Genomic DNA, 26,646 nt, shown 5'->3' on the forward strand with positions numbered 1-26,646 from the left:
CGGGGAGACCGGCCTCGGATGCCGCCCGGTTCAGAAGCCCACGGACTGGAGGGCGCCCAGGCCCACGTCCGCGTAGGAGTGCTTGCCGGAGACGAAGATGTTGACGCCGTAGTAGTTGAACAGCCAGCAGGCGAAGGCGGCCAGCGCCAGGTAGGCGGCCTTGCGGCCCTTCCAGCCGGCGGTGGCGCGGGCGTGCAGGTAGCCGGCGTAGGCGACCCAGGTGATGAACGACCAGGTCTCCTTGGGGTCCCAGCCCCAGTAGCGGCCCCAGGCGTCGCCCGCCCAGATCGCGCCCGCGATGATCGTGAACGTCCACAGCGGGAAGACGGCGGCGTTGACGCGGTAGGCGAACTTGTCGAGCGAGGCGGCGGCGGGCAGCCGGTCCAGGACCGAGCTGGCGAAGCGGCCGGGGGTGCCGCCGTTCGCGAGCTTGTTCTCGAAGCTGTCCTTGAACAGGTACATGATCGTGGCGACCGCGCCGACGTAGAACACCGCGCCGCAGAAGATCGCCGTGGAGACGTGGATGTACAGCCAGTACGACTGGAGCGCGGGCACCAGCTGGTCGCTGGCGGTGTAGAGGACCTTGACGGCGATACCGAGGTCGAGGAGGACCGTGGTGATCAGGGGGAGGCCGAGCCAGCGGACGTTCTTCTTCAGGGCCAGCAGCAGGAGGTACACGCCGACGGCGACCGTCGTGAACGTGATGTTGAACTCGTACATGTTGCCCCACGGCGCCCGCTGCACCGACAGGGCGCGGGTGAGCACGCCGCCGGCCTCGATCGCGAAGGCGAGCACGGTGAGCGAGATGGCGATCCGGCCGTAGAGGTCGCCCTTCTCGGTGCCGCCGTGCGCTCCCGGCCCGTCGGGCACGTCGCGGGTGCCGGTCGCGGCACGGACGACGACCTTCGGCCGCTCCAGTACGGCGGTGCCGCCGGCCTTGTTCACGGTGACGGCCGGGGCGGTCTTCGCCTTCGCCTCACCGTTCGCGGTGAGCGCGGCGGCGGTGCGGCCGACCTTGCTGCGGCTGCCGAAGGTCCACTCGGCGATGTACGCGAGGAAGGCCAGCGTGTAGACCGCCATCGCGGAGTAGATCAGCGTGTTGCTGGTGTTCGCGAGGTTCTCGTTGGTCGCGGCGGCCAGCTCGGTTGCGGCGGCGAGAGTCACTTCTCAGCCCCTTCGGCAGGTACGACGTGGGTGTCGGGGGAATCGGGGGTTTCGTCGTCGTTCTTCGGCGCGTCAGGTGCGTCGGGCACGTCTGGCGCGTCTGGCGCGTCGCCCGGTGCGTCGGGGGCCCGCTCGTACAGGATCCCGGCGAGGTCGCCGAGCTCCTCGGGGACCTTCGCGGACTCGCTGCGTCCGAGGCCGGCCATCTCGACGACCGTGACACCGTCGGCGCCCTTGACGGCCCGCACCCAGACGCGGCGGCGCTGGATGAACAGGGAGCCGGCGAGGCCGAGGATGGCGGCGACGGCACCGGCGAGCGCCCAGCCGCTGGCGGGCTGCTGGGTGACCTGGAAGCCGGCCCACTCCTGGACGCCCTCGAAGGTGACCGTCCCCGCGCCGTTCGGGAGCGTCATGGTCTCGCCGACCTTGAGCTGCTTCTTGAACAGCTCGCCGTCGGAGTCCTTGAACTCCTCCAGGTTGGTCTTGTCGAGCTGGTAGATGCTCTTCGAGAAGCCCGCGTCGACGCCGAGGTCGCCGTGGTAGGCGGAGAGCGCGAGCATCGGGTTCACCAACGCCGGGAACGTCGAGAGCATCGTGCTGCCCTCGCCGCCGTAGGTCGGCAGGAAGAAGGCGTTGAAGCCGAGCTGTTCCCGCTCGCCCTCGGCGTTGCGGTAGCCGTCCCGGACCATGACGGCGCCGGAGGAGGTGACGTTGGAGTCCAGCGGCAGCAGGGCGGTCGCCTCCTTGTCCATGACGACCTTGCCCCTGGCGTCCCTGACGGTGAGGACGGGCGCGTAGCCGTGGCTGACGAGGTAGACCTTCGAGCCGTCGATCTCCAGCGGCTCGTTGACCTTGATGGTGGTCGCCTTGTCCTTGCCGTAGGCGCCTTCGGCGTAGTCGACCGTGGCCTCGTAGATGCGCGGGGTGCCGCGGTTCGGGCCGGTCGGCTCGTAGGTGCCGTGGAAGTCCTTCAGGGTGAAGCTGAAGGGGGCGAGGTCGTGGTCCGGGTCGAAGAGGTTGCCGGACTTGAAGTCGTCGTACTGGGTGAGCGTGTTGGAGAAGCCGTCGCCCTCCACGATCAGCTTGTTGCCCTCGTACTTGAACAGCTGGCCCCAGGCGAAGGCGATCAGCATCACGATCAGCGCGATGTGGAAGAGCAGGTTGCCGGCCTCGCGCACGTAGCCCTTCTCGGCGGCGACGGCGTCGCCGACGGTGTGGGCGCGGAAGCGGCGCTTCTTCAGCAGCGCGAGCGCGGCCTCGCGGACCTGCTCGGGCTCGGCCCCGGTGCGCCAGGTGGTGTACGCGGGCAGCCGGGTCAGGCGCCGGGGGGCGCCGGGCGGCCGGCCGCGCAGCTGGCCGACGAACTGCCAGGTGCGCGGGACGATGCAGCCGATGAGGGAGACGAACAGCAGGATGTAGATCGCGGAGAACCACACCGAGCTGTAGACGTGGAAGAGGCCGAGCTTGTCGTAGAGGGGCCCGAGGAGGTCGTGGTTCTCGCGGAACTCCTCGACCTTCACCTCGTCGACGCCGCTCTGCGGGATCAGCGAGCCGGGGATCGCGCCCAGCGACAGCAGCAGGAGCAGCAGCAGCGCCACCCGCATCGAGGTGAGCTGCCGCCAGAACCAGCGGGCCCAGCCGACGACGCCCAAGGAGGGGAGGCTGGGGGCCTCCTCCTTGGGGGCGGTGGAGAGCTGGGAGCCGGCGGCGCCGAGGTCCTGGTCCTCGCCGGTCGCCAGGGTGTCCGTCGGGGTCTTGCCCGTGGTGGTCTTGCTCATCGGTCAGATCCCTACAGTGAAGCCGTTGGACCAGGTCTGCATGTCCTGCACGATGCTGTCCCACACGCCGGTCAGCAGCAGCAGTCCGGTCGCGATCATCATGACGCCGCCGATCCGCATCACCCACACATAGTGGCGCTTGATCCAGCCGAAGGCGCCGAGCGCCTTGCGGAAGGCGACCGCGGCGAGCACGAAGGGCAGGCCGAGGCCGACGCAGTAGGCGACGGTCAGTACGGCGCCGCGGCCGGCCGTTCCCTGGTCGGCGGAGAGCGCCAGCACGGAGGCGAGGGTCGGGCCGATGCAGGGCGTCCAGCCGATGCCGAACAGCGCGCCCAGCACGGGGGCGCCGATCAGGCCGTTCACGGGCTTCTTGTGGAAGCGGAACTCGCGCTGGGTGAACCAGGGCAGCAAACCCATGAAGAAGACGCCCATGAGGATCATGAGCACGCCCAGCACCTTGGTCAGGACGCCCTGGTTCTCCTGGAGCGTCTGGCCGAAGTAACCGAACAGCGCACCGCTGGAGACGAACACGGCGGTGAACCCGAGGACGAAGAGCGACGCGCCCGCGACCATCCGGCCGCGCCGGGCCTCGGCCAGATCGGTGCCGGTGACCCCGGTCACGTAGGAGAGGTAGCCGGGGACGAGCGGCAGGACGCAGGGCGAGAAGAAGGAGACGAGGCCGCCGAGCAACGCGATGGGCAGGGCCACCAGCAGGGCGCCGTTGAGCACCGTGCCGTTGGTGCCCGCCACGGCGAGCGTGGACAGTGCGCTCACGTCACTTCTCCGACTCGCCGGACTCGCCGGACCCGCCGGACCCGCCCGACTCGCCCGTGAGGAACGGGTCGAGCATCTTGCGGAGCTTCTCCTCGCTCAGCGCCTGGAGGGTGCGCGCCGCGACCTTCCCCTCCCGGTCGATGATGAGCGTGGAGGGGATGGCCTGCGGGTTGAGGGTGCCCTTCTCGAAGCGGAGCATCAGCTTGCCGGTCGGGTCGTACAGGCTCGGGTAGCTGACCCCGAACTCCTCCTCGAAGGCCTTCGCCGGGCCGGTGGAGGTGTCGCGGGTGTTGATGCCGACGAACTGGACGCCCTGGTCCTTGACGTCCTGATAGACCTTCTCGAAGTTCTTGGCCTCGGCGCGGCAGGGCGGGCACCAGGAACCCCACACGTTGAGCACGACGACCTTGCCCTTGTAGTCGTCGACGTCCAGGTGCCCCCCGTCGACCGTCTCGCCGGACAGGTCGGGGGCGTCGGCCCGCTCACCCTTGTCGGCGGTGGAGATGCCGTCCGCGCCGGTGACGAAGCCCGTCTGGCCGCCTCCGCCGGACGTCCCTCCGGAACCGCACGCGGACACGAACAGCGCGACCGCGGCGGCGCCCGTGGTCAGGGCGACACGGCGACGGGCGCGGGCGGTGGTGCGGGCGCGGTTCGAGCGGTTCGAGCGCAGGGGGGCGCTGCTGGCGGCACTCATGTGAAAAGTTTCGCATGTCCGTTCCGGGGATCTTGCGCGCCCCCCTCACGGGCGGAAACCCGCATTTCAGGCGGCGTTCCCGGGGGGTGTCGAGGCGCTCGCACCGGTCTCCTTGAGAAAGGCGTTCCAGCCGCCGGCCGGCCGCTGCCCCACCTCGACGGTACGGAGTTTGGCGAGCACCTCGGGCTTCTGCACGTCCAGCCAGTCGGTGAACTGGCGGAAGGAGACGAGCCTGATGTCCTGGCCGCTCCCCTTCTCCTTCTCCCGCGCGATGTGCTCGAGGGTGTTCTCGACGGCGTCCATGTAGATGCCGCCGTTCCACTCCTCGAAGTGGTTGCCGATGAAGAAGGGCGCCCGGTTCGACTCGTACGCCCGCTTGAATCCCGATATGTACGCCTGGGTGGCCTGTTCGCGCCAGCCCGGGTAGTTGTGCGCGGGCGCCTTGGTCGAGTTGACCGACTGGTTGGCGAGGATGTTGTAGTCCATGGACAGCACCTCGAAGGAGTGTCCGGGGAAAGGTATCTGCTGCAACGGCAGGTCCCAGATCCCGTCCTTCTTCGCCGGCCACACCTGGCGGCCGCCGGGCGAGGAGGCGTCGTAGCGCCAGCCGAGCTCGCGGGCGGTGGGCAGCAGGTTGTCCTGGCCGAGCAGGCAGGGCGTACGCCCCCCGACGAGCTCCTTGTCGTAGTCGAAGGGCAGCGACGGCAGGTCGGTCCAGCCGGTGTTGGTCCGCCACTCCTTCACGAAGGACTTCGCCTGGTCGATCTCGCTGCGCCACTGCGCCGGCGTCCAGTTGCCGACCGTGCCGCTGCCGCCGCAGAAGTGGCCGTTGAAGTGGGTGCCGATCTCGTGGCCGTCCAGCCAGGCCCGGCGCACCCCCGCGAGGGTGTCCTTGATGTGGGCGTCGGTGAGGTAGCCGATGTCGGAGGCGCCGCGCGGGTTGTTCGGCGGGTCGTAGAGGCGCTTCTTCGACTCGGGCAGCAGATACAGGCCCGAGAGGAAGAAGGTCATGTGCGCGCCGTGCTCCCGGGCGAGGTCGAGGAAGCGCGGGAAGAGACCGTTGCCGACCTCCCCCGCGCCGTCCCAGGAGAAGACGACGAACTGCGGCGGGGTCTGACCGGGCTCCAGCGGCACGGGCGCGTCCGGCTGGTGGGGCTGCTTGCCGGTGTACGACGTGGAGCCGTCGCCGATGGGCTTCGCGGGGGCCTTGTCACTGCCGGAAGGCGAGGGCTGTCCGGAACCGCCGGCCCGGCGGGAGCCGCCCGGCGATGTGCCGGAGCCGGAACCGCAGCCCGCGAGCCCTGCCGCGGCCGCGGCGCCCGCGCCGAGTCCGAGCATGCCCCTGCGGGTGAGAGTGCGGGGGGAAGTGCGCATCGCAACCTCGTTCGTCGCGTCCTCTGGTGGTCACTCGGTCAGAGGACGGGACGAACGTGCGGGTTCCGGAAATTCGTGCGGATTCCGTAACGGGTGTCCCGTACGGCCGGTTGTGCGGCCGTACGGGACGGACGGGATGCGGCGGGCGGGGCGGTGTGCAGCGGGCGGGCGTCGGCCGAACCCGGCGGCCGTGTGGGGTGGGCCGTCGACCCACCGGGGGCCGCCGACCCACAGGGGGGCGTCGACCCACGGGGGGGCGTCGATCCGCGGGGGCCTTCAGGCCCCGGCGATCCGCGGGGGCCTTCAGGCCCCGTAGGCCTTGCCCTGCCCCTTGACCGGCTTGGCCCCCGCGAGGAGGTGGGCCGGGACGAGGTCGCGGGCGGGCTCGGTGTAGCCGACGGAGACGATCCGGTCTCCCTGGTACGTGAACGTCGTCAGCGACGCCAGCGTGCACTGCCGCTTGCGCGGGTCGTGCCACAGTCGCCGCCGCTCGACGTACGACCGCAGGATCCAGATCGGCAGCTGATGGCTGACGACCACGGCCTCGTGCCCGCGGGCCCGGTCCCTGGCCGCGTCCAGCGCGCCCATCATCCGCACGACCTGGTCGACGTACGGCTCTCCCCAGGACGGCTTGAACGGGTTGACCACGTGCCTCCAGTTGGCGGGCCGGCGCAGCGCGCCGTCGCCGATGCCGAAGGTCTTGCCCTGGAAGACGTTGCCGGCCTCGATGAGCCGCGTGTCGGTGGCGAGGTCGAGTCCGTGCGCCTTCGCGATCGGCGTCGCCGTCTCCTGCGCCCGCTCCAGCGGGGAGGCCACGACGTACGTCACGTCACGGGGGGCGAGGTGCTCGGCGACCCGGTCGGCCATGCGCCGGCCCAGGTCGGAGAGGTGGTAGCCGGGCAGGCGGCCGTAGAGGACGCCGGAGGGGTTCTCCACCTCTCCGTGCCGCATCACGTGGACGACGGTGATGTCGTCCTTCGCCCCGGCCTTCGCGCCGTCCTCCGTCTCACCCTTCATCTCGTCCTTCACCTCACCCTTCTCCGCGTCCTTCTCCGCGTCCTTCTTCTCCCCGGCGCTCACGCGGTCGCCTCCGCCGCCGCGCGGGCCGCCGCGGGAAGGGCGTCGGCGATGCGCTGGACGGCGCGCTCGTCGTGCGCGGTGGAGACGAACCAGGACTCGAAGGAGGACGGCGGCAGGTAGACGCCGTTCTCCAGCAGCGAGTGGAAGAAGGCGGTGAAGCGGAAGGACTCCTGCGCCTTCGCGTCCTCGTAGTTGCGCACGGGCCCGTCCGTGAAGAAGACGGAGAACATGTTGGAGGCGGTCTGCAGCGTGTGCGCGACGCCCTCCTTGCTCAGCGCCTCGGTGACGAGGCCCTGGATCCGCGCGGACACGGCGTCGACGGTCTCGTACGCGGCATCGTCGAGGAGCCGCAGCTGGGCGAGACCGGCGGCGGTGGCGACCGGGTTCCCGGAGAGGGTGCCGGCCTGGTAGACGGGCCCGGCCGGGGCCAGGTGCGCCATGACGTCGGCGCGCCCGCCGAACGCGGCGGCGGGGAACCCGCCACCCATGACCTTGCCGAAGGTCATCAGGTCGGGGACGACGCCCTCGACCCCGTACCACCCGGCACGGCTGGTCCGGAACCCGGTCATGACCTCGTCGGAGACGAACAGCGCGCCGTTGGCCACGCAGGCGTCCTTCAGCCCCTGGTTGAACCCGGGCAGCGGTGGCACGACGCCCATGTTGCCGGGCGAGGCCTCCGTGATCACGCAGGCGATCTCGCCGGGGTGGGCGGCGAAGGCGGCGTGCACGGCGTCGATGTCGTTGTACGGCAGGACGATCGTGTCGCTCGCCTGCGCGCCGGTGACGCCGGGGGTGTCGGGCAGCGCGAAGGTGGCGACGCCGGAGCCGGCGGCGGCGAGCAGCGAGTCGACGTGACCGTGGTAGCAGCCGGCGAACTTGATCACCTTGGTGCGCCGCGTGAACCCGCGGGCGAGCCGGATGGCCGACATGGTGGCCTCGGTCCCGCTGGACACCAGCCGCACCTGCTCCAGCGGGGCGACCCGCTCGACCATCGCCTCCGCGAGCGCGACCTCGCCCTCGGCGGGCGTGCCGAACGACGTCCCGCGCGCGACCGCGTCCTGCACGGCGGCGATCACCTCGGGGTGGGCGTGCCCGAGGATCATCGGCCCCCAGGAGCAGACGAGGTCGACGTACTCCCGGCCGTCGGCGTCGGTCAGGTACGGCCCGGTGCCGGACACCATGAACCGGGGCGTTCCGCCCACGGCCCGGAAGGCCCGCACCGGAGAGTTCACGCCGCCCGGCGTGACGGCCGCCGCACGGTCGAACAGAGCCTGCGAGGCCGGTGCTTCGTATGGATATGCCAGTTCGCTCATGACCTGCGACTTCTCCGACCTTCTCGACCTTCTCCGACGTATCGGACCCTTGCGCGGACCCTGCCCGGGCCCCACTCGGGCCCCGCTCGGCCTCCGGTTGCCCAGGGTGACCTCATCAGGGTAGACAACCCGCCCGACCGCTGCGCCGTCTGCCAGACTGGAGCCCATCCACGCAGCTCAAGCGGGCGGCGCGGAGAGGGGCTGCCGGCGTCCTGCGGACATATGACGGACATATGTTTCACCGCACGTTTCGGCGAGCGGCCGTGGGGGAGGTCACTGACACGATGATCGGGTTGCGCGGCGGGGGCCACGCGTCCTAGAAAAGCAGTCGGGTGGAGATATGCATCGCGGTGGCGGACTGGGCGAGGGGACCGACGACCTGGGTCCTCGACGTGCCCGGCGGGGAAGGCACCGACGCGAGGCGGAGGAAGCGACCGAAGCACGTCAGACACACGGCACACCGAGCGAGTCCGACGGGCTCGGCCGACGCGCCGACCGGCTGGGGGCGGGGAGCAGGAATGGTGGTCGGGTGGGGGTGACCTACAAGTACTTCGGCGCGCCCGACGGCGCGACCGCGGCCCGCGTCCCGATCTCGATGCGCCCCGAGGAGCTCGGCGGCGACGAGCTCGGGATGAACGGCATGTTCACCAAGATCAAGCCGGAGACCATGGCCGCCATGGTCCTCACCGGCATCGAGGGCGTACCCCTGCACAAGGTCCCACCCCTGGAACTGGTCGTCCTGCACCCCGACTACGCGGTCGTGAAACTCCCCATGACCGTCGTCGACCCCCTGCGCGGCATCGGCGAGGAGGCGGTCGGCGCGGCGGCCTTCATCTGGTCGACGGTGCCGGACCGGGGCGGTCCGAGGGACGCGTTCAACGTGTACCAGTTGCTGCACGAGTGGCAGGACTTCTCACACCGGCTGCATGAGGCGGGGCATCAGCCGTATTGCCTGGTGTGGCCCTGAGCTTGTCTGACCTGGGGTTTCGCGGGTTTCGGGCGGGGCTTTCGGGCTCCGCCCTCGTCGTGTGCCGGAGGGGCCGTCGGGTGGCCGGGGCACTTTGAGGGCACATTGGTTCGGCCGGGGGCACAGGTGTGTCCTGCCGGGCGGGTGTGCCGCCGCACTATCCACGCCGTGGCGGTGAGCGGTCTGCCGGGGATGGACGGCACCCTCATGTGCCGTCCATCCCCGGTTCCCGCACTGCACGCGTCACGCCAGGACCACGGTGCGGTGAGATCCGGGCAGACCGACGCGTGGTGCAGGAGTCCGGCGCAGGCCGGGTCAGCGGGCGAGCTCGGCAGCTGCGTTGATGGCCTCGCGCATCTTCTGCTCGGTCCGTTCCTGGGCCAGGGTCCGTTCGACGACGGCGGTGAGATCACGTCGAGGGATGACGACGATGCCGTCGCTGTCGCCGAGGACGGCGTCGCCGGGGTTGCAGACGACGTTGCCGCATGCGATGGGGAAGCCGATGCGGCCGGGTCCGTTCTTCCAGGGGCCGGCGGGGGAGATACCGCGGGCGTAGACGGCGAGTCCCTGGCCGGCGAGTTCGTCGACGTCGCGGACGGCTCCGTCGATGACGATGCCGGTGACGCTCCTGGCGAGACAGATCTCGCCGAGGAGGTCACCGAACACGGCGCGGTTGATCTCGGCGTTGGCGTTGACGACGAGGACGTCGCCCGGGCGGGCGTCGTCCAGGGCCCGGTGGATGGCGAGGTTGTCGCCCTCGCGGGCGAGGACGGGCAGGACGGTGCCGGCCAGTCGCGGTGCGGGGGTCACAGGGCGGATGGCCGCGGCCATGATGCCCATACGGGCCTGCACGTCGCCGACGAGCGCCACCGGGTATCGGGCGAGCCTTTTCACCTCTTCCAGGTCGGCGCGTTCCCAGTCGGGGGCGATGTCGATGTTGTCGGTCGAGGCGTTGATGAACAAGGCGTTCTCGTCTCCGGGAAGGTGAGGGGCGGGGATCAGGCTGCGGTGCTGACGGTGTTGACGGCGTGCTCCGGGTCCTGGCCCGCGAGGGCCTGCTGGATGCAGGCGAGGGCCTGGGTGCCCGCGGCCAGCAGCGACTGGCTGGTCTGCCCGGCGATGTGCGGGGTGACGATCAGGTTGTCCAGGCCGCCGAGACGGGCCGCGAGTTCCGGACTGTGCGGGAGGGGGTCCTGCATGTCGGTCGACTCGCCGCCCAGGACATCGAGGGCCGCGCCGCCCAGGCGGCCGGACTCGAGCCCCGCCAGAACGGCGGTCTCATCGACGAGTCCGCCGCGGGCGGTGTTGATCAGTACGGTTCCCGGGCGCATCCGGGCGAGGGCTTCGGCGTCGATGATGTGCTCGGTCGCCGCGGTGAGAGGGGCGTGCAGGCTCAGCACGTCGCTCTGGGCGATGAGGTCGCCGAAGGGGACGAGCCGGGCGCCGTGCTGCTCCACGGTGTCCGGGGCGACGTAGGGGTCGGAGACGAGAACAGGCATGCCGAAGCCGCGGGCGATGCCGGCGGTCAGCGAGGCGATGCGGCCGAAGCCGAGCAGGCCCAGTGTGCGGCCCTGCAGTTCGAACCCGGTGAGCGCGGGTTTGACGGCGGCCCACTGGCCGGCGGCGGTACCCGCCGTGGCGGCCGGGATGCGCCGGGCGAGAGCCAGAGTGAGCGCGAAGACGTGCTCTGCGACGGAACGGGCGTTGCTGCCGGGCGTGACGGTGACCCACACGCCGGCGTCGGTGGCCGCCTGGATGTCGACGTTGTCGGTGCCCACCCCGTGCCGGGCGATGATCTTCAGACGGCTGGATGCCTGGATCTTGTCGGCGGTGAACCGCTCGGCGCGCAGCATGACCGCTTCGACGCTGTCCTGGACGGCTGTGTAGGCAGTGGCGGTGGGGCCGTAGCCGAGGTGGACCTGGCCCATCGTGTGCAGTTCGTCCAGGACGCGGGGGTGGATGGGGTCGGAGACGTAGAAGGACGACATGGGTGTCCGGTCCGTTCGATCAGATGGGGTTGGTCAGGCGTAGAGGTGGTCGGCCGAGCTGCTGTGGCGTACCGCGCCGAGGGCGAGGGCGAGGCCGAACAAGCCGAAGACGACGAGGATGTAGGCGGGCACGAGGGTGCTGCCGGTGGCGTCGATGAGCCAGGTGCTGACGTAGGGGCCGGCTCCGCCACCGATGACGGCACCGATGCTGTGGCCGAAGGCGACGCCTGTGTTGCGCACCTGGACGGGGAAGAACTCCGGCATCACCGTGTAGGTGCCTGCCTGGCACAGGGCGTACGGGACCATGCCGAGGACCAGGCCGGCGATGGCCAGGCCCACCGATCCCCTGCCCATGAGCAGGAACGACGGGATGGTGAGGGCGATGTAGGCGAGGTAGGAGACGATCAGGACGCGCTTGCCGCCCAGCCGTGAGCCGAGCTGTCCGCACAGGGGGATGAACACGGCGGCCGTGAGCACGGCGAGCAGCACGATGGTCGCGGCCTGGCCTTCGCTGAAGTCCAGGACGGTACTCAGGTAGGACGCCACGAAGACGGTGCCGACGTAGGTGCCGACGTTCTGCACGGTGGAGATCGCCATGACCTTGGTCAGCGGCCCGCGGTGGTCGGCCATCAGCTCCTTGAGCGGCTTGCGGTTGGTGCGCTCGGTGACGTCTGTGTCGCGGAACTCGGGAGTGTCCTCGATCTTGAGGCGCAGGTAGAGGCAGAGCAGGCCCAGTGGCACCGCGAGGAGGAAGGGCAGGCGCCAGCCCCACGCCTCCATGGAGTCTTCCGGTACGAGGGAGGCGGCCAGCGCGGCCATGCCCGCCGCGCACGCCTTGCCGAACACTCCCACGCCGGGGATGAACGAGATGTACAGCGAGCGCCGGTCCTGGGGCGCCCATTCCCGGATGTAGCTGGCGGCGCCGCCGATCTCGCCTCCGGTGGAGAAGCCCTGGAGCATGCGGAGGATGACCAGCAGGATGGGGGCGGCCACGCCGATGGTGGCGTAGCCGGGCAGCAGGCCGGTCAGGGCAGCGGCCAGGCTCATGAGGCCGATGCTCGCCACCAGGCTGACCCGGCGGCCTGCGCGGTCGCCGAGCCGGCCGAAGAACAGGGCGCCCAGCGGGCGGACGACGAAGGCCGAGCCGAACACCAGGAAGGTGTTGAGCAGGCTGACGGTCGGGTTGTCGCTGGGGAAGAAGACGATCGACAGGGTCGCGGCGACATAGCCGTAGACGCTGAAGTCGTAGTACTCGATGAACGTACCGAAGGCGGCCACGGCGGTGGCCTTCTTGGCTTTGCGGCGGCGTTCGTCGGTGACGGGGGTCACCGCTGCAGTGTCCGTGGGGACTGACATCTCGCACCTCGCTGTGCAAAAAATGGGACAGCGTCCTGTAAACTGTTCGGTGAGTGTCTGGCCGGTCTTCGCCTGCTGTCAACCCTCGGAAGCGTCCCGCTCGGGGCGCGGACGGCACCGGCAGCGACCGCGACCGACCGGCGACAGCAGCGGGGCACCCGCGTCGAGAGGCGCCACGTACAGTGGCCGACCAGGTGAGAAACGGCAGGGGGAAGGCGGAGGATGGAGCGTCCGCGCATGCTCGCGTCACTGCGGAGTGAACCGATGAGTCACGCCTGGCGGTGGTCACTGTGAGCAGCAAATCGGCCGTCAACGACCGCATCGTCGCCACCCTCGACGCCCTCACCCGTCGGCCACCGGAGCTGCCCTGGGGCGTGCGCGAGCTGGCCGAAGAGCTCGGCCTCAGCCGCAGCACGGTCCACCGGACCCTCCACGCGCTCGCCGAGCGCGATCTGGCGACGCAGACGGTGAACGCCACCTACGTCCGCGGACCCCGGCTGCGCGTCCTCGCGGACCGGCTCCACCGCTCGCACCCGCTGCTCGGCCAGGCCCGTCCACTGGCCGAGGAACTCGCCCGGGCCTGCGACGCCACCATCCTGCTGTCCCTGTACGACCCCGTTCGCACGGAGGGCTTCGTCGCCCTGTCCGCGATTCCGGACGGTCCCGTCCGCTACCGGCTCGACCCCGGTGCGGTGATCCCCCTGCACGCCGGCGCGGCCGGCCGTGCCATGCTCGCCGAGCTGGGCCCCGACGTCCTCGCCCGCCTCGACCTGGTCGCGCACACGCCGGACACCGTCACCGACGTCGCGGAACTGGAGCGACTCCTGCACCAGGCGCGCGAGGACGGTGTGACGATCAGCATCGGACAACACGTCGCCCCGGCCGCCGGAGTCGCCGCCCCGTTCCACGCGGCGGGCCTGCTGGGAGCCATTTCCGCGACCCGCCCCCGGCACGAGACCCGTCACGCCGACCTTGAACGCTTCGCCCCCCTCGTCCGCGAAACCGCCCTCAAGGTCGGCAGCCTGGCCTCACCAGCGTCCCGGCCGACACCGGAACACGGCCGAGCGACCCCCACCAGCCCGAGTCCCGCCGAGGACGGCGGTTCGGCCACTGCTCGCATCGAGCGCTTGATCTCCGCGCTCACCGCTTCAGCGCCTCTGCCCTCGGGAGGACGGGCGCTGGCACGCGTACTGCAAGGGAACCCCGCGACCGCCGCCCGGCTCCTCGACACCGCACTCGCCACGGGGCTCGCCACCACCCACGAGGAGCACGCCGTGGCAGGGCCGCTGCTACTGCGCTGGGCAGCCGCACTCGGTCCGCTCCACTCCATCACCCCGATCGTCTTCCCAGCGCTGCGGGACCTGGCACAGCAGACCGGAGAGACCATCGGCCTTGCCGAATACGACCCGGCCACCCGGACGGCACGCATGACCGCCGTGGTACCGGGCAGCAAACCGATCCACTACGACCTGCCCACCGGATCGGACGTCCCTCTCGCCGCGGGCGCCGCGGGCAAAGCCATCCTCGCCTTCCTGCCCGACGACACCCTCTCCGGCCTTCCGCTGGTCACATACACCGACCGCACGCCACTGCATCGCACCACGATCAGGAAGGACTTGGCCCAGGTACGCGACCGCGGCTGGGCCGTCGGCGACGGTGAACGCATCCCGGACGGCTACGGCATCGCCGTGCCGTACTTCGCCCAGCACACCGTGGCCGGCTCCATCACGGCCACCGTCCCGCGCCACCGGGCCGATGAGATCGACGTCGACGCAGTGAGAACCCGGCTTTCCGCCGCGGCCCTGTCGATCACACAGCTGCTGTCGGTATGACCGATGCTCCGCCCGTTACGGTGTCCCGCCGAAGCCCTTGCACTGGGGAGTGGGCCGCACCGATGCCGACGACGCCGGTCAGGGGGTGTCGTTCGGCTCTTGCCGGGGTCGCGTTGAGCCAGGGGCCGCTACAGGAAAGGTGCGAGAAGCTCTCGGTCCCACCCCGGTCATGCGCCGGCCCGTCGGGCGACCAGGGCACATGGTGGACACATCGGTTCGGCCGAGGTCACTGATGTGCCCTCGGCGGCGGGCGGGTCGCCGTTGCCCTCCGCCTCTGTGCAGGCGTGGTCGACCGCCTTGCGGGTGCGGGTCTCACTGGACGGCAGCAGGTGCGTGTACGTCCGGAGCGTGAAGCCGGGATCCGAGTGGCCGAGGTACTCGGAGAGCGCCTTGACGCTCTCCCCCACTCCCCCATCCCGTTCGCCGAAGCGGGTCTGGACGGGCGCCCGTCCATGATGACCGGCGCCTTCGCCACCCAGTCGACCGACCGGAGGTCGCGTTCCACGAGGTGTGAGAGTCACCGCCCGCCGCAGGGCAGGCCCGGTCAGCCTGGAGCGACGCGGCTGAGGTCCTCCCAGGACCGGTACAGATCCGTTCGGGCCCGGTCCATCTCCAGGACATGGTCGAAGGACTGGCTGCCCACAATCAGCCGTCGGGGCGGGTTCGGCAGTGCCGCCAGCTGCATGATGACCGGGGCGGCGGTGTCCGGCTCCGGGGCGACGGCGTCGCCCCACATCGCCTCCATCTCGGTGCGCAGCCGCTGGTAAGGGGGCAGGGGTTCGGTGTTCATGGTGCCGGCGGTGAACAGGCCGGTGTTGTAGCCGCCCATCTGCACGATGGTGACCTTGATGCCGAACCCTTCGACCTCCATCGCGAGTGCCTCGCTCACCGAGTCCAGTGCCGCCTTGCCCGCGCCGTAGTAGCCGACCGTGGCCATGCCGCCGCCGCTGCCCATCGAGGTGACCTGAAGAAGCCGCCCACCGCCCTGGGCACGCAGGTACGGAAGGACCGCCTGAGCCACCCACACGGCGCCGAAGAAGTTCACGTCCATATGGGCCCGGATCTGCTCCTCCGTGGCCTCCTCCACCATGCCGTAGAGCATCGCTCCCGCGTTGTTGACAACGACGTCCAGCCTGCCGAAGGCGGCCGCCGCGTGCTCCACCGCGTCGAACACCACCCTGCGGTCGGCCACGTCCAAGGGCAGCGGGACCAGGTGGTCGGGGTACTCCTCGGCCAGTTCCTCCAGGGGCCCGATGTCACGGGCGGCAGCCACCACGCGGTCGCCACCTGCCAGGGCGGCCACGGTGAAAGCGCGCCCCAGGCCACGGGATGCGCCGGTGATGAGCCAGACCCTTGTGCCCGTCATGATGCGTCACCTCAAGTAAGTAAAACGAGCCGTCTCGGTTCGTTAGGACCGTAGAGCATCGGAGCAATCACAGCAATACGGTTCGTCTCGTTTCCTTTCCTGGGTAGGCTGGCCGCATGTCCACGGAGAGAGGGCCGGACCATTCCCGGCGCAAGGAGCGGTCCCGGCAGGCGATCCTCGCGGCTGCCCGCGCCCTGGTCGCCGAAGAGCCGTACGAGAAGGTCACGCTCGAAGCCATCGCCGCGCGCGCCGGCGTCGGCAAGCAGACGATCTATCGGCGGTGGCCGTCGAAAAGCGCGGTCGTCGTCGCCGCCCTTCTGGCTCTGAGCGAGGATGCGGACGGGCAGTCGGTCACGCTGCCGGACACCGGCGACCTCCGAGCCGACCTGGGGCTCGTCATGCGCGCCACGGTCGAGGAGTTCGCCGACCCCTCCTTCGACAAGCTGATCCGCGCCCTGAACACCGAAATCGCCAATGACGCCGCGCTGGCAGCCGAGTACCGCGCGAAGCTGGCCGGGCCGCTGGACGAGGCGAAGAAGGCACGCCTGCGCAGCGCCCAGAAGGCGGGCCAGCTCGCCCCTGACGCCGACCTCGACCTGGTGCTCGAGATGCTCTACGCGCCGCTCTTCCTGAGGTGGCTGCACCGTAGCGGTCCGCTGACGACCGCGTACGCGGATTCGCTCGTTGACGCGACACTCAGAGCCTTCGGCCCCTGAAGAACGGGAGTGGCCGGCTGGGTGCGGGGACGACGCCCGGAGGAGCCGGAGGCATCCGAACCGGAGACGTGGCGGAAGCGGTGCACGGCCGGCAGTCGGTCGCCTGCACCTCCTCGCCGGGCCGTGAACGCTGTGCCGTGTGGCGAACCGACACACTCATGAGCATCCCAGTGCGGCGAACAGGGCCCGAAGGCCGCCCGCCGGGCCACGGCCCGAGGCGCCGTCCCACCGCCTCGGGCCGGCGCCGTTCCGCGCGCCGCTCCACGTGCCGACGATGCGGCCCGCGTCTCGGCGGGAGACCATCGGTGTACTGGTGTTTTCCGGGTTCGACGGCGCGCCCGCGATCCCGCTCGCGACCGTGTCACGGGTTGGAGGGGCAGCATGACGGACGGTGTGAGTCGCGGAGCGGGGGACGGGCCGGGTTTCTGGCAGCAGGTCGTCGAGCAACTGGAAGTCGCCGTGACCATGGTGGACCCGACCGGACGGATCCTCATGGTCAATCCGGCCGCCGAGCGGCTGCTGGGCCATACCGCGGCGACGATGCGCGGCAGGGACATCCACGACCTGCTGCACCGGGATGCGGACGGCGGCACGATCCCGCGTGAGAGCTGCGCACTGTTGCGGACACTGGCCGAGGGAACCGCGGCGAGCGGGGAGAGCGAGACCTGCCTGCGGGGCGACGGCCGCCGGATCTCGCTGTCCTGGTCCGCTTCTCCCCTGCCGTCCGGAGGACCGGTCCGGGGCATGACCGTACTGCTCACCGACACCACCAGTGACCGCACCGCGCGTCAGGAGCGTGTCGCCTACACGAGCGCCCTGGAGGACCTCACCGGACGACTGACCCTGGTGGCGGAGATCACCGATGTTCTCGGCCAGACCCTGGAGACCGACGAGGCCCTCACCCGGCTCAACCGGCTCCTGGTACCCCGGCTCGCCGACTGGGCCGCGGTTGATCTCCTGGTCGGCGCCGATCAGGTCCACCGGGTCGCGGTGACCGGCCCGGAGGGGCGGGACACCGGCCAGGAGGACTGGCGCGGGCGTCTCCCCCCGGCCGGTGAGGCCGCCTCCTCTCCGCTGGTCCAGGTGCTGCGCGGGGGCGAGCCCGTACTGCAGAGCCCGTCAGAGGCGAGTGCTCCGCCCGCCTCTCCACTGGCCGCGGTCCACAACGGCTTCCTGCGGGCGGTTCGAGCGACGTCCGCCATCTCCGTACCGCTGGGAACCTCCCGCCGGGTCGCCGGCGCCCTGACGCTGGCGCGCCTCAGTCCCGACCACCCGTTCGACGACGCTGATCTGAGGATCGTGGGCGACATCGGCCAACGGGTGGGGCTGGTCATCGACAACGCCCGCCGCTTCGGCCGTCAGCGCGCGGTCGCCGAGGCCATGCAGCGCAACCTGCTCGCTCCGCTGCCCCGGCACGGCCGGCTGCGGCTGGCCGCGCGCTATCAGCCGGCCCCGGCGGGTTCCCAGGTCGGGGGCGACTGGTACGACGCCTTCGAGCAACAGGACGGCGCGATGGCCCTGGTCATCGGCGATGTCGTGGGGCACGATCTGACCGCCGCCGCCGGCATGGCCCAGCTGCACGGCATCCTGCGTTCGCTGGCGTGGGACCACGCCGGTTCTCCCGGCGCCGTCGTCGACCGGCTCGGCATCGCCATGCCCGCCATCACCACCGTCACCATGGCCACCCTCGTCCTGGCCCGCGTCGAAGGCCCGGACACCGGTCCATGGACCCTGCGGTGGTCCAGCGCCGGTCATCCGCCGCCCCTGCTGCTGACCCAGGACGGGCAGGCGCGCTATCTGGAGGCCGGACAGGGGCTCCTCCTCGGCGCCGGCCTGGAGACCGGGGATCCCAGGCCCGACGGAACCGAGCCCCTGCCACCCCGCTCCACTCTCCTGCTCTACACCGACGGCCTGGTCGAAGTCCCCGGCAGTGACCTGGACACCGGACTCGGCCGACTGCGCCGTCATGCCCTCGCGCTGGCCGGCGAACCGCTGGACACGTTCTGCGACGAGCTGCTCTCCCGTACACCGCCCGGCAGCACCGACGACGTGGCGCTGCTCGCCCTGCGGCTGCCCCGGTCTTGAGGCCACCGCCACGACACGGGACGTGGTGCTCGGATGCTCAGGTCTCGAGGACCAGGACACGGAACGGGCCGAGCGGCGCCGTACGAGGTGTGTCACCCTCCACGTACCGCCACCCCCAGGACCGCAGCGCCTCGACGGACCTGGGGTCGGAGCGCTCCACCAGCGTGACGGCTACCGCGACGCCGTGGTCGGTGAGCAGCCGCTTCTGCAGCCGCCGGGCGAGGTTCCAGGCACGGTCCGGGTTCTGCCTGCGTACGCGGGGCGGAACGTGGATCCCGGAGATCACGAAGAGGCGCCCGGCGGCGGCGAGCCGGAGGAGTCTCCCCGGCAGGTACCCGTCGAAGCCGTCCCACCAGGGACCGTCGCCCCGCACGGGGAAACCGTAGGCGCACCCGGTCATTCCGGTGCTCTCCGCGATCAGCAACTCGAATCCCGGTCGCCGTACGTCGGTCGTCAGCCGCCGCAGGAAGGCGCCGCGGGCCTGGTTCCACGCCCAGGGGCCGCCGCCGGACGTCTCCGCGTACAGGTCGCCCAGCTCTTGCAAATGGTCCTCGACCTGACGCCGGGACAGCGGACGCAGGCGTTGCCCCTCGCGGGGCGAGGAGCCTCGTTCCGGCCGTGACGCGCCGGGGGTCTCCGCAACGCGTCGGCGTCGGTCCGGGGCGGCGGGGCGCCCGAGGAACTGTGTGGTCGTCGGCGGAACCGGGGCGTTCGAAATCATGAGACGAGCCCTGCCCCGGGCGGATCCGGCCCGGTGTCGTCGGTCGCCGAGAGCGGCGCCGGTGTCGGAACCGGTGCGCGAGGTGCCCTCGGTGTCCTCAACCGTACTCCCGGGACCTCGCCGCTCGAACGGAGTGGCCCGGTCCGCGGCACCCGGCCGGGTGTCCGTCGCCAACGGTGTCGTACGGCTGCGGCGGAGACCGCCGTGCACACCCCGGACACAGTCGTCCCGCTCGCCTCCCCGGCCCACAGCCCCTGGGGCCTGTGGGCCGGGCCGCCCGGCACAGCCGAGGAGGCGGCCGGACCGGTCACGACCGCCGCGCTCGGCGATGCGCCCGGCACGCCGGGAGTAGCGTGGACACGAGGGGTGCCCCGAACAGGCAGGTGAGCAGGATGCCCGATCTCGATTCCCCGCCTCCGACAGGTCTCCTGGCAGACGGTGCCCACGAGTCCATGCGTCCTGGAACGGCGCTCCTGCGGCTCACCACCACGCACGAACGCGCCGGCATCCTGGACGGTGCGTGGTGGCCCCGTTCCAGGACTCTCACCGCCGAACTGCCCGGCCTGGTCAGCGCGCTGACCGAACGCCTCGGCCCGATCACACGAATCGGCCTGGACTCCGCGGCCTGGGACGAGCTGCCGACGCGCCTGACCGTCGACGACCGTGTGGTGCACATCGACGCCTTCACCGTGGGAGACGGCACCGTGCTCGTGACCCGAGGGCACAACGATCACTTTTCCCTGCTGGTGGTCCCCCCGGACACCCCCCGCGAGACGGCGCGGGCCGCGATGACCGCCGCGGTCCGTACCGGCAACCCCGGGCAGGCCCAGCAGATCCTGATCGACACCGACTCGCATCAGACCCCGGGCGGCCCCCGGCGGGATGGCCGGTGACCCGGCTGAACCACACCGGACAGGCGCTCCGACCAGTCACCGAGGGCACAAGCCAGGGCATATGAGCCCGGGAAACGGTGTGCCCAGGCTGGCAGGCTGGCAGGCGGGTCGGCTGACCGGCGAGAGGCGGGCCCGGGACCCGCTCGTACGATGGGTGCGTGACCAGGAGCACCCGATCAAGCAGCCGCCCGGCCGGGCGGCTGTTCGTGCTGCTGGTGATGGCGGTGCTGGCCGGCGTGCTGGGCATGCACGGCCTGGCCCCCGGGGCGACGCCGGCTGCGCAGAAGGACGCAGATCACGCCATGGTGACGGACGCGGCGGACGGTGTTCCGCATGCGGGCGGGGGTTGTACGCACACGGATGGCGGATCGAGCCACCTCGATCACGCCGATGGGACGTGTGCGGCTGCCGGTACCGGTTCGGCGTACACGCCGCCCGCGTTGACCGGCGCCCTGCTGGACCCGCCGCCCGCCCCTGCGCCCGCTGCCGCGTTCTCGGGGTCGCCGCACGACGGCCGGGCCCCGCCCGACCTTTCCGAACTGCAACTCCTGCGGATATAGAGCGGCCCGCTCGGCACCCCTGTAACCGGTGCTTCCCGGTGACGGTGCCGTGCGCGCACGCCCTGACATCCCTTCCACCGCGCGCCGTGAACGGCGCGTCAAGGAGTTGCACCACCATGATCCGCAAGCGTTCCCTCATCCGCCGTACCGCCGCCGTTGCTGCCGCGAGTGCGGCAGCGCTCGTCCTGGCCGCCTGCGGCGGAAACGGCGACGGCGACAGCTCGGCCGGACACGACGGCCACAACGCCACCGCTCCCTCGTCCGCCCCGGCGTCGGCATCGGCCCCGGCCTCGGCATCGCAGGGACAGCACAACGCTGCCGACGTCGCCTTCGCGAAGGGGATGATCCCCCACCACCGCCAGGCCATCGAGATGGCTGACCTCGCGCCCGACCGTGCGCAGTCGGCCGAGGTGAAGAAGCTCGCCGCGGACATCAGGATGGCCCAGGACCCGGAGATCAAGACGCTCTCCGGCTGGCTGACCTCCTGGGGCGAGGAAGTGCCCGCCGAGGGCGCCATGGACCACTCCACGCACGACATGGGCGGCATGATGTCGGCCGAGGAGATGACCGAGCTCGGGAATGCCTCGGGCAAGGCGTTCGACACCGCCTTCATGGAGTTGATGATCAAGCACCACGAGGGCGCGGTCGAGATGGCGGAGACCGAGCAGTCCGACGGCGTCTACGGGCCGGCCACGAAGATGGCCGGAGAGATCATCGCCGCGCAGAGCGCGGAGATCGAGCAGATGAGCATGCTGCTCGGCAAGAGCTGACCGCACCACGTCAGCGCGGGGCGGGGCGGGCACCACGGACGCCCGCCCCGCGTGTGCCCCGCCCGACACCTCTCCTGTCCGCCGGCGATGGGACGCGCATGGCTGCTCCTCCACCGCCCGGCGCAGGGCCGGACCAACCCTGGAAATATACCCCTGGGGGGTATACAGTTTTGATGGTGAGACCTCCAGGGTCCCCGTGGAACGCCGAAAGGAGATGACGGTCATGGACCACGGCACACACCAGTCCGGCACCGCGCACGGCCACGGCACCCATACGGGCGGCCACGGCCACGGCGGGCATGGCGGAGGTCACGCGCACGGCGCGACCTGGGCGACCGCGATGAAGGCGACGCTGCACTGCCTCACCGGGTGCGCCATCGGTGAGATCCTCGGCATGGTCATCGGCACCGCCCTGACGTGGGGCAACGTACCGACGATGGCCCTGGCCATCACCCTGGCCTTCGTCTTCGGCTACTCCTTCACCCTCTTCGCGGTGGTGCGCGCCGGGGTGTCCCTGAAGGCCGCGATCAAGGTCGCGCTGGCCGCCGACACCGTCTCCATCGCCGTGATGGAACTGGTCGACAACGGCATCATCGCGCTGACTCCGGGAGCGATGGACGCTCACCTCTCGGACGGACTGTTCTGGTACGCCCTGCTCGGCGGCTTCGCCGTGGCGTTCGTGATCACCACGCCGGTCAACAAGTGGATGATCGGCCGCGGCAAGGGCCACGCCGTCGTCCACGCGTACCACTGACCCGGACCCTCGCAGCGCCGGCACGCTTCGGCGCAGAAAGCGGCAGTGCCCGTACAGGTCGGCGTGGGCGGCGTACCTGGGGTCGCGAACAGCGCATCCGTCCGTCCACGTCAACGCCCGGTCCATGGGCGGCGGGTGCGCTCTGGCAGCAGAGACGGGACCGTTCCGCACTGACGATGCCGGCGCGGAACGGTCCCGGCATGTCCCACCGCCCGCCGGCCGTGGGCGGTCAGTCGCAGCAGTCGCAGTCGGCGCGGCAGCCGCAGCCGTCCGCCCCGGCGTCGGCGGCCGAGGCCGCCAGGGTCGCAGAGGGTGCGCAGCATCCCTTGCCCTGCCAGGCGTCGTGGCCTTCCTTGAGGGCGAGGGCGGCGATGACGAGCGCGGCGATCGGGTCGGCCCAGGTCCAGCCGAGGGTGGCGTTGAGGACCAGGCCGGCCAGGAGGACGGCCGACAGGTACGTGCACAGGAGCGTCTGTTTGGAGTCGGCGACCGCGGAGGCGGACCCGAGTTCGCGGCCGGCCTTGCGCTGGGCGGCGGACAGGAACGGCATGATCGCGAGGGAGAGGGCGGCGATGACGATGCCGGGGACGGAGCGTTCGGCCTCGCCGGTTCCGGTCAGGGCGCGGACGGCGTCGACGGTGACGTAGGCGGCGAGCGCGAAGAAGGAGACGGCGATGATCCGCAGGGTGCGTTGCTCGCGGGCCTCGCGGACGGCGTGGTCGCGGGCGGAGAACTGCCAGGCGACCGCGGCGGCGGAGGAGACCTCGATGACGGAGTCGAGGCCGAAGCCGATCAGGGCCGTGGAGGAGGCGAGGGCGCCGGCGGTGATGGCGACGACCGCCTCCACGGCGTTGTAGGTGATCGTGGCGGCGACCAGCAGGCGTACGCGCCTGGCGAGGGCCTCGCGGCGGACCGGGGAGGGGCCGAGCGATACCGCGGCCATCAGCAGCAGCCCTCGTCGTCGGCGTCCGGGCAGGTGCGGTCGCTCTCCACGGCGAGCACGGCGGTGCGCAGGTCGTCCAGCGCGTGGCCGAGGCGCGGGTCGGCGAGTTCGTAGCGGCTGCGGCGGCCTTCGGGGACGGCGACGACCAGACCGCAGTCGCGCAGACAGGCCAACTGATTGGACAGCCGGGTGCGGGAGATGCCGAGGGCCTCGGCGAGGTCGGAGGGGTAGGCCGGCGCCTCGCGCAGCGCGAGCAGCAGGCGGCAGCGGATCGGGTCGGCCAGTGCCCTGCCGAAGCGGGTCAGGGCGTCGAGGTCGGTCGCGAAGGTCAGCACCCTCCAACAGTACACATAATCTTGAATTCAAGAATGCTTGAATCATTCGGTGCTCCCACGCCCCGCAGCGCGATGCCCGTGTTCGTACGTGTCGCGTTCGCCGCCGAGATGACCAACGCCCGCTGCCCGGGCGCGCTGCGCCGGTAAGCACAGGCTCCGCCCGCTCGGTTGGCCCACCAGGGCGAATCACATGCCCTGCGGCCGTGAGCGGTGGCTGGAAAGTGCCCATCGTGAACAGACTGAGGACCACGTCCGTGCTCGTCGCATGGAACGGGGTACCCCGGCGGCGCGCGAGTCCCCGCCCTCGTCCTCAGGAGGCACGCCCCATGACGTTCAATCCCCTGGAGCAGCGGGGCATCCCGCTGGACCGCCAGCTGCGCAGCTGGCGTGAGCTGAACGTGGACCCGATCGACCCGGACCACTGCGACCCGTACACGCGCTGCCGGATCATCACGATGAACGGGATCGAGGTGGAGGCGATCCTGTTCAGCCACCAGCTCGCCCGCCACACGGTCGATCCGGAGATCAAGCGTCAGCTGGCCCGGGTGCGCTACATCGAGGCGCAGCAGCAGAAGGTCGTGAACTGGCTGCTGCCGGGTGTCTCCTCGGTGCTGGAGACGACGATCGCGTACGAGCAGGTGGCGGTGGACCTGACGGCGTGGGTGGCGCGGATGGAGCCCGACCCGTACCTGAAGCAGGCGTACCAGTTCGGTGTACTGGAGGACTTCGACCACCTGTACCGGTACGCGAACCTGTACGAGATGATCGAGCACCGCAAGGCGGAGTCGATCGTCGACGGCCTGACCGAGGTCATGCCCGGGCGGCCCACCAGGCTCCACCACCGCGACCCGGTCGACAACGTCCGCGACCCGTACGCCAAGGACGAGACGAACCCGCTGTCGAAACTGCACGCGCTGACGATCATGTCGGCGGAGCAGCAGACCATGAACTTCTACATGAACACCGGCCCCACCTACATGGAGCCGATCGCCCGTCAGCTCTACCAGGAGATCGGGCTGATCGAGGAGGAGCACGTCACCCACTACGAGTCCCTCGTCGACCCGGGTGAGACGTGGTGGGAGCAGCTCGTCAACCACGAGTACAACGAGTGCTACCTCTACCACTCCTTCATGGAGCAGGAGAGCGACCCCAGGGTCAAGGCGATCTGGGAGCTGCACCTGAACATGGAGCTGGAGCACCTGCACGCCGCCTGCGACCTGATGCGCCGGCACGACGGCCGCGACCCCGCCTCGGTGCTGGCCCCCGAGCTGCCCAACGGGCTCACGTTCGAGCCGAACAAGGGCTACCTGCGCGAGCTGCTCGACACCCAGATGGACCTGACCACGCTCGGAGCCGGCTACGTCCGCGAGGCACACGAGCGGTTCGAGAGGATGCAGGAGCAGATCCACGGCGGCGAGGCACCGCCGAGCGACCGGGTCATGGCCGAGCACGACGAGATGTTCGGCCGCGAGTACCGCGTCCAGACCGAGGGCGAACACCCCGACCCCGCACAGCGCGAGAAGTAGGGAGGCCGGGATGTCCGAGCTGAAGACCCCGCACGCCGGGGAGGACAAGGCCGAGGACGACGACGTCGTCGCGTTGCTGATGCGCCAGCACGGCGACATCCGCAACCTCTTCGACGAGGTCGAGGCGAGCACGGGTGAGGAACGCCGGGACGCCTTCCGCCGTCTGGTGCGCCTGCTGGCCGTCCACGAGACCGCCGAGGAGGAGGTCGTCCACCCCTTCGCCCGCAAGGGTTTCCCCGGTGGCGAGCAGGTGGTGAAGGACCGTCTCGCCGAGGAGAAGGCGGCCAAGGAGACACTGGCCTCGCTGGACGAGATGGACACCGACGACCCGGAGTTCATGCCCCGGCTGCTCGAGCTGCGCGAGGACGTCCAGGCGCACGCCCGGGCCGAGGAGCGCTACGAGTTCACCCACATCCGCCGCAGCACCAACGCCGCCAATCTCGCCGCGATGGCCAAGGCCCTCAAGGCCGCAGAGGCCATGGCGCCCACCCGGCCCCACCCGGGCGTCGAGTCCGGGGCGAAGAACATGGCACTCGGACCGGTCGCCGCCCTCATGGACCGCACCAAGGACGCCGTGCGCAGGGCCATGGGCAAGTAGGTCCGCAACCGTCGCGGCCCGGGCGGGACCGGCGGGGCCCGGGCGGGACCGGCGGGGCCCGGGCGGGACCGGCGGGGCCCGGGCGGGACCGGCGGGGCCCGCCCCGCCCGGGTCACCCGCCGAGGAGACGTCACGCGCGCCGTCTACCGGTGAGGGCCGCGTACGCGGTGACGGTCAGTACGCCGAGGCGGACACCGCCGACCAGCGGTACGGTCGCCGGGTGCAGCCCGTACGGGCGCTCAGCCCTGATCGGCTTGCGGGCTCGGTGGCCGCCTCGGGTGCCGCCTCGGTAGCCGCCTCGGGTGCCGCCTCGGTGGCCGTGCCACCCGTGTCGGCCACGGTCCGCGAGCGGTTGCGCGCGAAGACGACGAGACGCAGGACCGCGAACCGCGCGACACCGGCGAGTGCGGACGCGGACAGGTAGACGGCCTGCTCGAGCACCGCACCGGCCGTTGCCACCAGTTGGTGCAGGGCGAACATCGCCGCGCAGGTCACCGCGTACGCGGCCGCCGCGGATCCGGCCGACTGCGCGTGCTGGCGCCAGGTCGCGTGCCTGCCCGCCCCGAAGGTGAACCGGGCGTGCAGCTCGGTGGCGAGCAGCGTGGAAACCGCGGTGATCAGGGCGTTGGCCAGGGCCCAGGGGAGCCAGGAGGCGAGGGCCGCCACGGCGAAGCTGGAGGCCAGCCCCACCCCGCCGCCGCAGAGCACGAAGCGAGCGAAGGCGGTGAAAGCGCCGGGTGCCGCCTGCTGCCGGTTCTGTGCTGTGTCCATGATCCGCCCCCTTTTTTCGTCCGGCCCGCTCCACGGAACGCGCGCTCCTCGGCTCCGCAGCCGAGAAGCGCGCTGCACAGTGGTGCCATGATGGCACATTGATGGCACCACTGTGAATCGAATTGGCAGCACCGGTGACTGTGGTGGCACCACCGACGGTCAGAGGCCGCGTCCGCGCCGGCTACTGCGGATCGCGGCCGAAGGACGCCTTCGACCAGAAGTAGCCGAGCGCGGTGAGAGCCAGGCACCAGGCGACCGCGAGCCAGCCGTTGTGGCCGATCCCGGTCC

General features: G+C 70.9%; 25 protein-coding genes and 2 pseudogenes. 10 read left to right on the plus strand and 17 right to left on the minus strand.

The window, feature by feature from the left end; genetic code table 11:
- Positions 1 to 30: 30 nt before the first annotated feature.
- From ccsB to hemL, 7 genes are all read right to left on the minus strand, one after another.
- Positions 31 to 1,164 carry a c-type cytochrome biogenesis protein CcsB gene (ccsB, locus tag ACP4J0_RS19320; RefSeq protein WP_426599906.1) on the minus strand — a complete coding sequence of 378 codons (1,134 nt, stop codon included), beginning with the start codon at positions 1,162 to 1,164 and terminating at the stop codon, positions 31 to 33.
- Entirely contained in the window at positions 1,161 to 2,942 is a 1,782-nt protein-coding gene (resB, locus tag ACP4J0_RS19325) for a cytochrome c biogenesis protein ResB (RefSeq protein ID WP_426599907.1), read from the minus strand. Before resB ends, ccsB begins: the two co-directional genes overlap by 4 nt.
- Before the next feature lie 3 nt (positions 2,943 to 2,945).
- Complete coding sequence (locus ACP4J0_RS19330; protein WP_426599908.1) at positions 2,946 to 3,716, minus strand: cytochrome c biogenesis CcdA family protein; 771 nt, start codon at positions 3,714 to 3,716, stop codon at positions 2,946 to 2,948.
- 1 nt (position 3,717) lies between these two features.
- Complete coding sequence (locus tag ACP4J0_RS19335) at positions 3,718 to 4,410, minus strand: TlpA family protein disulfide reductase (RefSeq protein ID WP_426599909.1); 693 nt, start codon at positions 4,408 to 4,410, stop codon at positions 3,718 to 3,720.
- Positions 4,411 to 4,476: 66 nt separating this feature from the next.
- Positions 4,477 to 5,784 (minus strand): hypothetical protein, encoded by a 1,308-nt coding sequence (locus ACP4J0_RS19340; RefSeq protein WP_426599910.1) that lies wholly within the window; start codon positions 5,782 to 5,784, stop codon positions 4,477 to 4,479.
- A gap of 303 nt (positions 5,785 to 6,087) precedes the next feature.
- Positions 6,088 to 6,801, minus strand: a complete 714-nt coding sequence (locus tag ACP4J0_RS19345) for a histidine phosphatase family protein (RefSeq protein ID WP_426599935.1) — start codon at positions 6,799 to 6,801, stop codon at positions 6,088 to 6,090.
- 59 nt (positions 6,802 to 6,860) lie between these two features.
- Complete coding sequence (hemL, locus tag ACP4J0_RS19350; RefSeq protein WP_426599911.1) at positions 6,861 to 8,177, minus strand: glutamate-1-semialdehyde 2,1-aminomutase; 1,317 nt, start codon at positions 8,175 to 8,177, stop codon at positions 6,861 to 6,863.
- A gap of 340 nt (positions 8,178 to 8,517) precedes the next feature.
- Here hemL and ACP4J0_RS19355 point away from each other — a divergent pair, with 340 nt between their 5' ends.
- A complete protein-coding gene (locus ACP4J0_RS19355; RefSeq protein ID WP_426599912.1) occupies positions 8,518 to 9,144 on the plus strand; it encodes a hypothetical protein in 627 nt (208 codons plus the stop codon).
- A gap of 315 nt (positions 9,145 to 9,459) precedes the next feature.
- On the opposite strand, the gene ACP4J0_RS19360 is transcribed toward ACP4J0_RS19355, so the two are convergent.
- From ACP4J0_RS19360 to ACP4J0_RS19370, 3 genes are read right to left on the minus strand one after another with little or no spacing between them, the layout of a single operon-like run.
- On the minus strand, positions 9,460 to 10,107 hold the full coding sequence (locus ACP4J0_RS19360; protein WP_426599913.1) for an RraA family protein: 648 nt from the start codon (positions 10,105 to 10,107) through the stop codon (positions 9,460 to 9,462).
- A gap of 35 nt (positions 10,108 to 10,142) precedes the next feature.
- A complete protein-coding gene (locus ACP4J0_RS19365) occupies positions 10,143 to 11,132 on the minus strand; it encodes a hydroxyacid dehydrogenase (protein WP_426599914.1) in 990 nt (329 codons plus the stop codon).
- A 33-nt stretch (positions 11,133 to 11,165) separates the two neighbouring features.
- Positions 11,166 to 12,461 carry an MFS transporter gene (locus ACP4J0_RS19370; RefSeq protein ID WP_426599915.1) on the minus strand — a complete coding sequence of 432 codons (1,296 nt, stop codon included), beginning with the start codon at positions 12,459 to 12,461 and terminating at the stop codon, positions 11,166 to 11,168.
- A gap of 317 nt (positions 12,462 to 12,778) precedes the next feature.
- On the opposite strand from ACP4J0_RS19370, the gene ACP4J0_RS19375 reads away from it, so the two are divergent.
- Positions 12,779 to 14,320: an IclR family transcriptional regulator gene (locus ACP4J0_RS19375; protein WP_426599916.1), complete on the plus strand. Its 1,542-nt coding sequence runs from the start codon at positions 12,779 to 12,781 to the stop codon at positions 14,318 to 14,320.
- 167 nt (positions 14,321 to 14,487) lie between these two features.
- On the opposite strand, the pseudogene ACP4J0_RS19380 reads toward ACP4J0_RS19375, so the two are convergent.
- Positions 14,488 to 14,724 (minus strand): annotated as a pseudogene (locus tag ACP4J0_RS19380) (site-specific integrase); the annotation flags it as partial.
- Between the two features lie 140 nt (positions 14,725 to 14,864).
- Positions 14,865 to 15,686 carry an SDR family NAD(P)-dependent oxidoreductase gene (locus ACP4J0_RS19385; RefSeq protein ID WP_426599917.1) on the minus strand — a complete coding sequence of 274 codons (822 nt, stop codon included), beginning with the start codon at positions 15,684 to 15,686 and terminating at the stop codon, positions 14,865 to 14,867.
- 116 nt (positions 15,687 to 15,802) lie between these two features.
- Here ACP4J0_RS19385 and ACP4J0_RS19390 point away from each other — a divergent pair, with 116 nt between their 5' ends.
- Complete coding sequence (locus ACP4J0_RS19390; RefSeq protein WP_426599918.1) at positions 15,803 to 16,402, plus strand: TetR/AcrR family transcriptional regulator; 600 nt, start codon at positions 15,803 to 15,805, stop codon at positions 16,400 to 16,402.
- A gap of 381 nt (positions 16,403 to 16,783) precedes the next feature.
- Positions 16,784 to 18,487 (plus strand): SpoIIE family protein phosphatase, encoded by a 1,704-nt coding sequence (locus tag ACP4J0_RS19395; protein ID WP_426599919.1) that lies wholly within the window; start codon positions 16,784 to 16,786, stop codon positions 18,485 to 18,487.
- 37 nt (positions 18,488 to 18,524) lie between these two features.
- Here ACP4J0_RS19395 and ACP4J0_RS19400 read toward each other — a convergent pair whose 3' ends face one another.
- The gene (locus ACP4J0_RS19400) at positions 18,525 to 19,031 is read right to left on the minus strand and encodes a hypothetical protein (protein ID WP_426599920.1); all 507 of its coding nucleotides are present in this window, start codon (positions 19,029 to 19,031) and stop codon (positions 18,525 to 18,527) included.
- A gap of 569 nt (positions 19,032 to 19,600) precedes the next feature.
- Here ACP4J0_RS19400 and ACP4J0_RS19405 point away from each other — a divergent pair.
- The 4 genes from ACP4J0_RS19405 to ACP4J0_RS19420 all read left to right on the plus strand — a co-directional run bounded on the left by ACP4J0_RS19405 (position 19,601) and on the right by ACP4J0_RS19420 (position 22,185).
- Positions 19,601 to 20,101, plus strand: a complete 501-nt coding sequence (locus tag ACP4J0_RS19405) for a DUF5994 family protein (protein ID WP_426599921.1) — start codon at positions 19,601 to 19,603, stop codon at positions 20,099 to 20,101.
- Positions 20,102 to 20,259: 158 nt separating this feature from the next.
- Entirely contained in the window at positions 20,260 to 20,661 is a 402-nt protein-coding gene (locus ACP4J0_RS19410) for a DUF6153 family protein (RefSeq protein WP_426599922.1), read from the plus strand.
- A gap of 116 nt (positions 20,662 to 20,777) precedes the next feature.
- A complete protein-coding gene (locus ACP4J0_RS19415; protein ID WP_426599923.1) occupies positions 20,778 to 21,431 on the plus strand; it encodes a DUF305 domain-containing protein in 654 nt (217 codons plus the stop codon).
- Between the two features lie 223 nt (positions 21,432 to 21,654).
- Entirely contained in the window at positions 21,655 to 22,185 is a 531-nt protein-coding gene (locus tag ACP4J0_RS19420) for a DUF4396 domain-containing protein (RefSeq protein WP_426599924.1), read from the plus strand.
- A gap of 229 nt (positions 22,186 to 22,414) precedes the next feature.
- Here ACP4J0_RS19420 and ACP4J0_RS19425 read toward each other — a convergent pair whose 3' ends face one another.
- Positions 22,415 to 23,128 carry a cation transporter gene (locus tag ACP4J0_RS19425; RefSeq protein ID WP_426599925.1) on the minus strand — a complete coding sequence of 238 codons (714 nt, stop codon included), beginning with the start codon at positions 23,126 to 23,128 and terminating at the stop codon, positions 22,415 to 22,417.
- Positions 23,128 to 23,463 (minus strand): ArsR/SmtB family transcription factor, encoded by a 336-nt coding sequence (locus ACP4J0_RS19430; RefSeq protein ID WP_426522229.1) that lies wholly within the window; start codon positions 23,461 to 23,463, stop codon positions 23,128 to 23,130. The genes ACP4J0_RS19425 and ACP4J0_RS19430 overlap by 1 nt, the downstream gene beginning before the upstream one ends.
- Before the next feature lie 326 nt (positions 23,464 to 23,789).
- Between ACP4J0_RS19430 and ACP4J0_RS19435 the strand changes: the two genes are divergently transcribed.
- Positions 23,790 to 24,989, plus strand: coding sequence for a hypothetical protein (locus ACP4J0_RS19435; protein ID WP_426599926.1), 1,200 nt, complete (start codon positions 23,790 to 23,792; stop codon positions 24,987 to 24,989).
- Positions 24,990 to 24,999: 10 nt separating this feature from the next.
- Positions 25,000 to 25,587, plus strand: coding sequence for a hemerythrin domain-containing protein (locus ACP4J0_RS19440; protein ID WP_426599927.1), 588 nt, complete (start codon positions 25,000 to 25,002; stop codon positions 25,585 to 25,587).
- A 174-nt stretch (positions 25,588 to 25,761) separates the two neighbouring features.
- Here ACP4J0_RS19440 and ACP4J0_RS19445 read toward each other — a convergent pair whose 3' ends face one another.
- Together ACP4J0_RS19445 and ACP4J0_RS19450 are read right to left on the minus strand one after the other, a co-directional pair.
- Positions 25,762 to 26,358 carry a hypothetical protein gene (locus tag ACP4J0_RS19445; RefSeq protein ID WP_426599928.1) on the minus strand — a complete coding sequence of 199 codons (597 nt, stop codon included), beginning with the start codon at positions 26,356 to 26,358 and terminating at the stop codon, positions 25,762 to 25,764.
- A gap of 181 nt (positions 26,359 to 26,539) precedes the next feature.
- Positions 26,540 to 26,646, minus strand: a pseudogene (locus tag ACP4J0_RS19450) (ABC transporter permease); the annotation flags it as partial.

Origin of the sequence: Streptomyces sp. WG7 (assembly GCF_049975785.1) — a bacterium.
In the GTDB taxonomy this organism is placed as follows: domain Bacteria; phylum Actinomycetota; class Actinomycetes; order Streptomycetales; family Streptomycetaceae; genus Streptomyces.

What these genes read in the sequence shown, in the direction of transcription:
- resB (WP_426599907.1), bottom strand. Translation starts at nt 2,942, where the DNA reads ATGAGCAAGACCACCACGGGCAAGACCCCGACGGACACCCTGGCGACC.
- ACP4J0_RS19335 (WP_426599909.1), bottom strand. Translation starts at nt 4,410, where the DNA reads ATGAGTGCCGCCAGCAGCGCCCCCCTGCGCTCGAACCGCTCGAACCGC.
- ACP4J0_RS19340 (WP_426599910.1), bottom strand. Translation starts at nt 5,784, where the DNA reads ATGCGCACTTCCCCCCGCACTCTCACCCGCAGGGGCATGCTCGGACTC.
- ACP4J0_RS19345 (WP_426599935.1), bottom strand. Translation starts at nt 6,801, where the DNA reads ATGAAGGGTGAGACGGAGGACGGCGCGAAGGCCGGGGCGAAGGACGAC.
- hemL (WP_426599911.1), bottom strand. Translation starts at nt 8,177, where the DNA reads ATGAGCGAACTGGCATATCCATACGAAGCACCGGCCTCGCAGGCTCTG.
- ACP4J0_RS19355 (WP_426599912.1), top strand. Translation starts at nt 8,518, where the DNA reads ATGCATCGCGGTGGCGGACTGGGCGAGGGGACCGACGACCTGGGTCCT.
- ACP4J0_RS19365 (WP_426599914.1), bottom strand. Translation starts at nt 11,132, where the DNA reads ATGTCGTCCTTCTACGTCTCCGACCCCATCCACCCCCGCGTCCTGGAC.
- ACP4J0_RS19385 (WP_426599917.1), bottom strand. Translation starts at nt 15,686, where the DNA reads ATGACGGGCACAAGGGTCTGGCTCATCACCGGCGCATCCCGTGGCCTG.
- ACP4J0_RS19390 (WP_426599918.1), top strand. Translation starts at nt 15,803, where the DNA reads ATGTCCACGGAGAGAGGGCCGGACCATTCCCGGCGCAAGGAGCGGTCC.
- ACP4J0_RS19395 (WP_426599919.1), top strand. Translation starts at nt 16,784, where the DNA reads ATGACGGACGGTGTGAGTCGCGGAGCGGGGGACGGGCCGGGTTTCTGG.
- ACP4J0_RS19405 (WP_426599921.1), top strand. Translation starts at nt 19,601, where the DNA reads ATGCCCGATCTCGATTCCCCGCCTCCGACAGGTCTCCTGGCAGACGGT.
- ACP4J0_RS19415 (WP_426599923.1), top strand. Translation starts at nt 20,778, where the DNA reads ATGATCCGCAAGCGTTCCCTCATCCGCCGTACCGCCGCCGTTGCTGCC.
- ACP4J0_RS19420 (WP_426599924.1), top strand. Translation starts at nt 21,655, where the DNA reads ATGGACCACGGCACACACCAGTCCGGCACCGCGCACGGCCACGGCACC.
- ACP4J0_RS19425 (WP_426599925.1), bottom strand. Translation starts at nt 23,128, where the DNA reads ATGGCCGCGGTATCGCTCGGCCCCTCCCCGGTCCGCCGCGAGGCCCTC.
- ACP4J0_RS19435 (WP_426599926.1), top strand. Translation starts at nt 23,790, where the DNA reads ATGACGTTCAATCCCCTGGAGCAGCGGGGCATCCCGCTGGACCGCCAG.
- ACP4J0_RS19440 (WP_426599927.1), top strand. Translation starts at nt 25,000, where the DNA reads ATGTCCGAGCTGAAGACCCCGCACGCCGGGGAGGACAAGGCCGAGGAC.
- ACP4J0_RS19445 (WP_426599928.1), bottom strand. Translation starts at nt 26,358, where the DNA reads ATGGACACAGCACAGAACCGGCAGCAGGCGGCACCCGGCGCTTTCACC.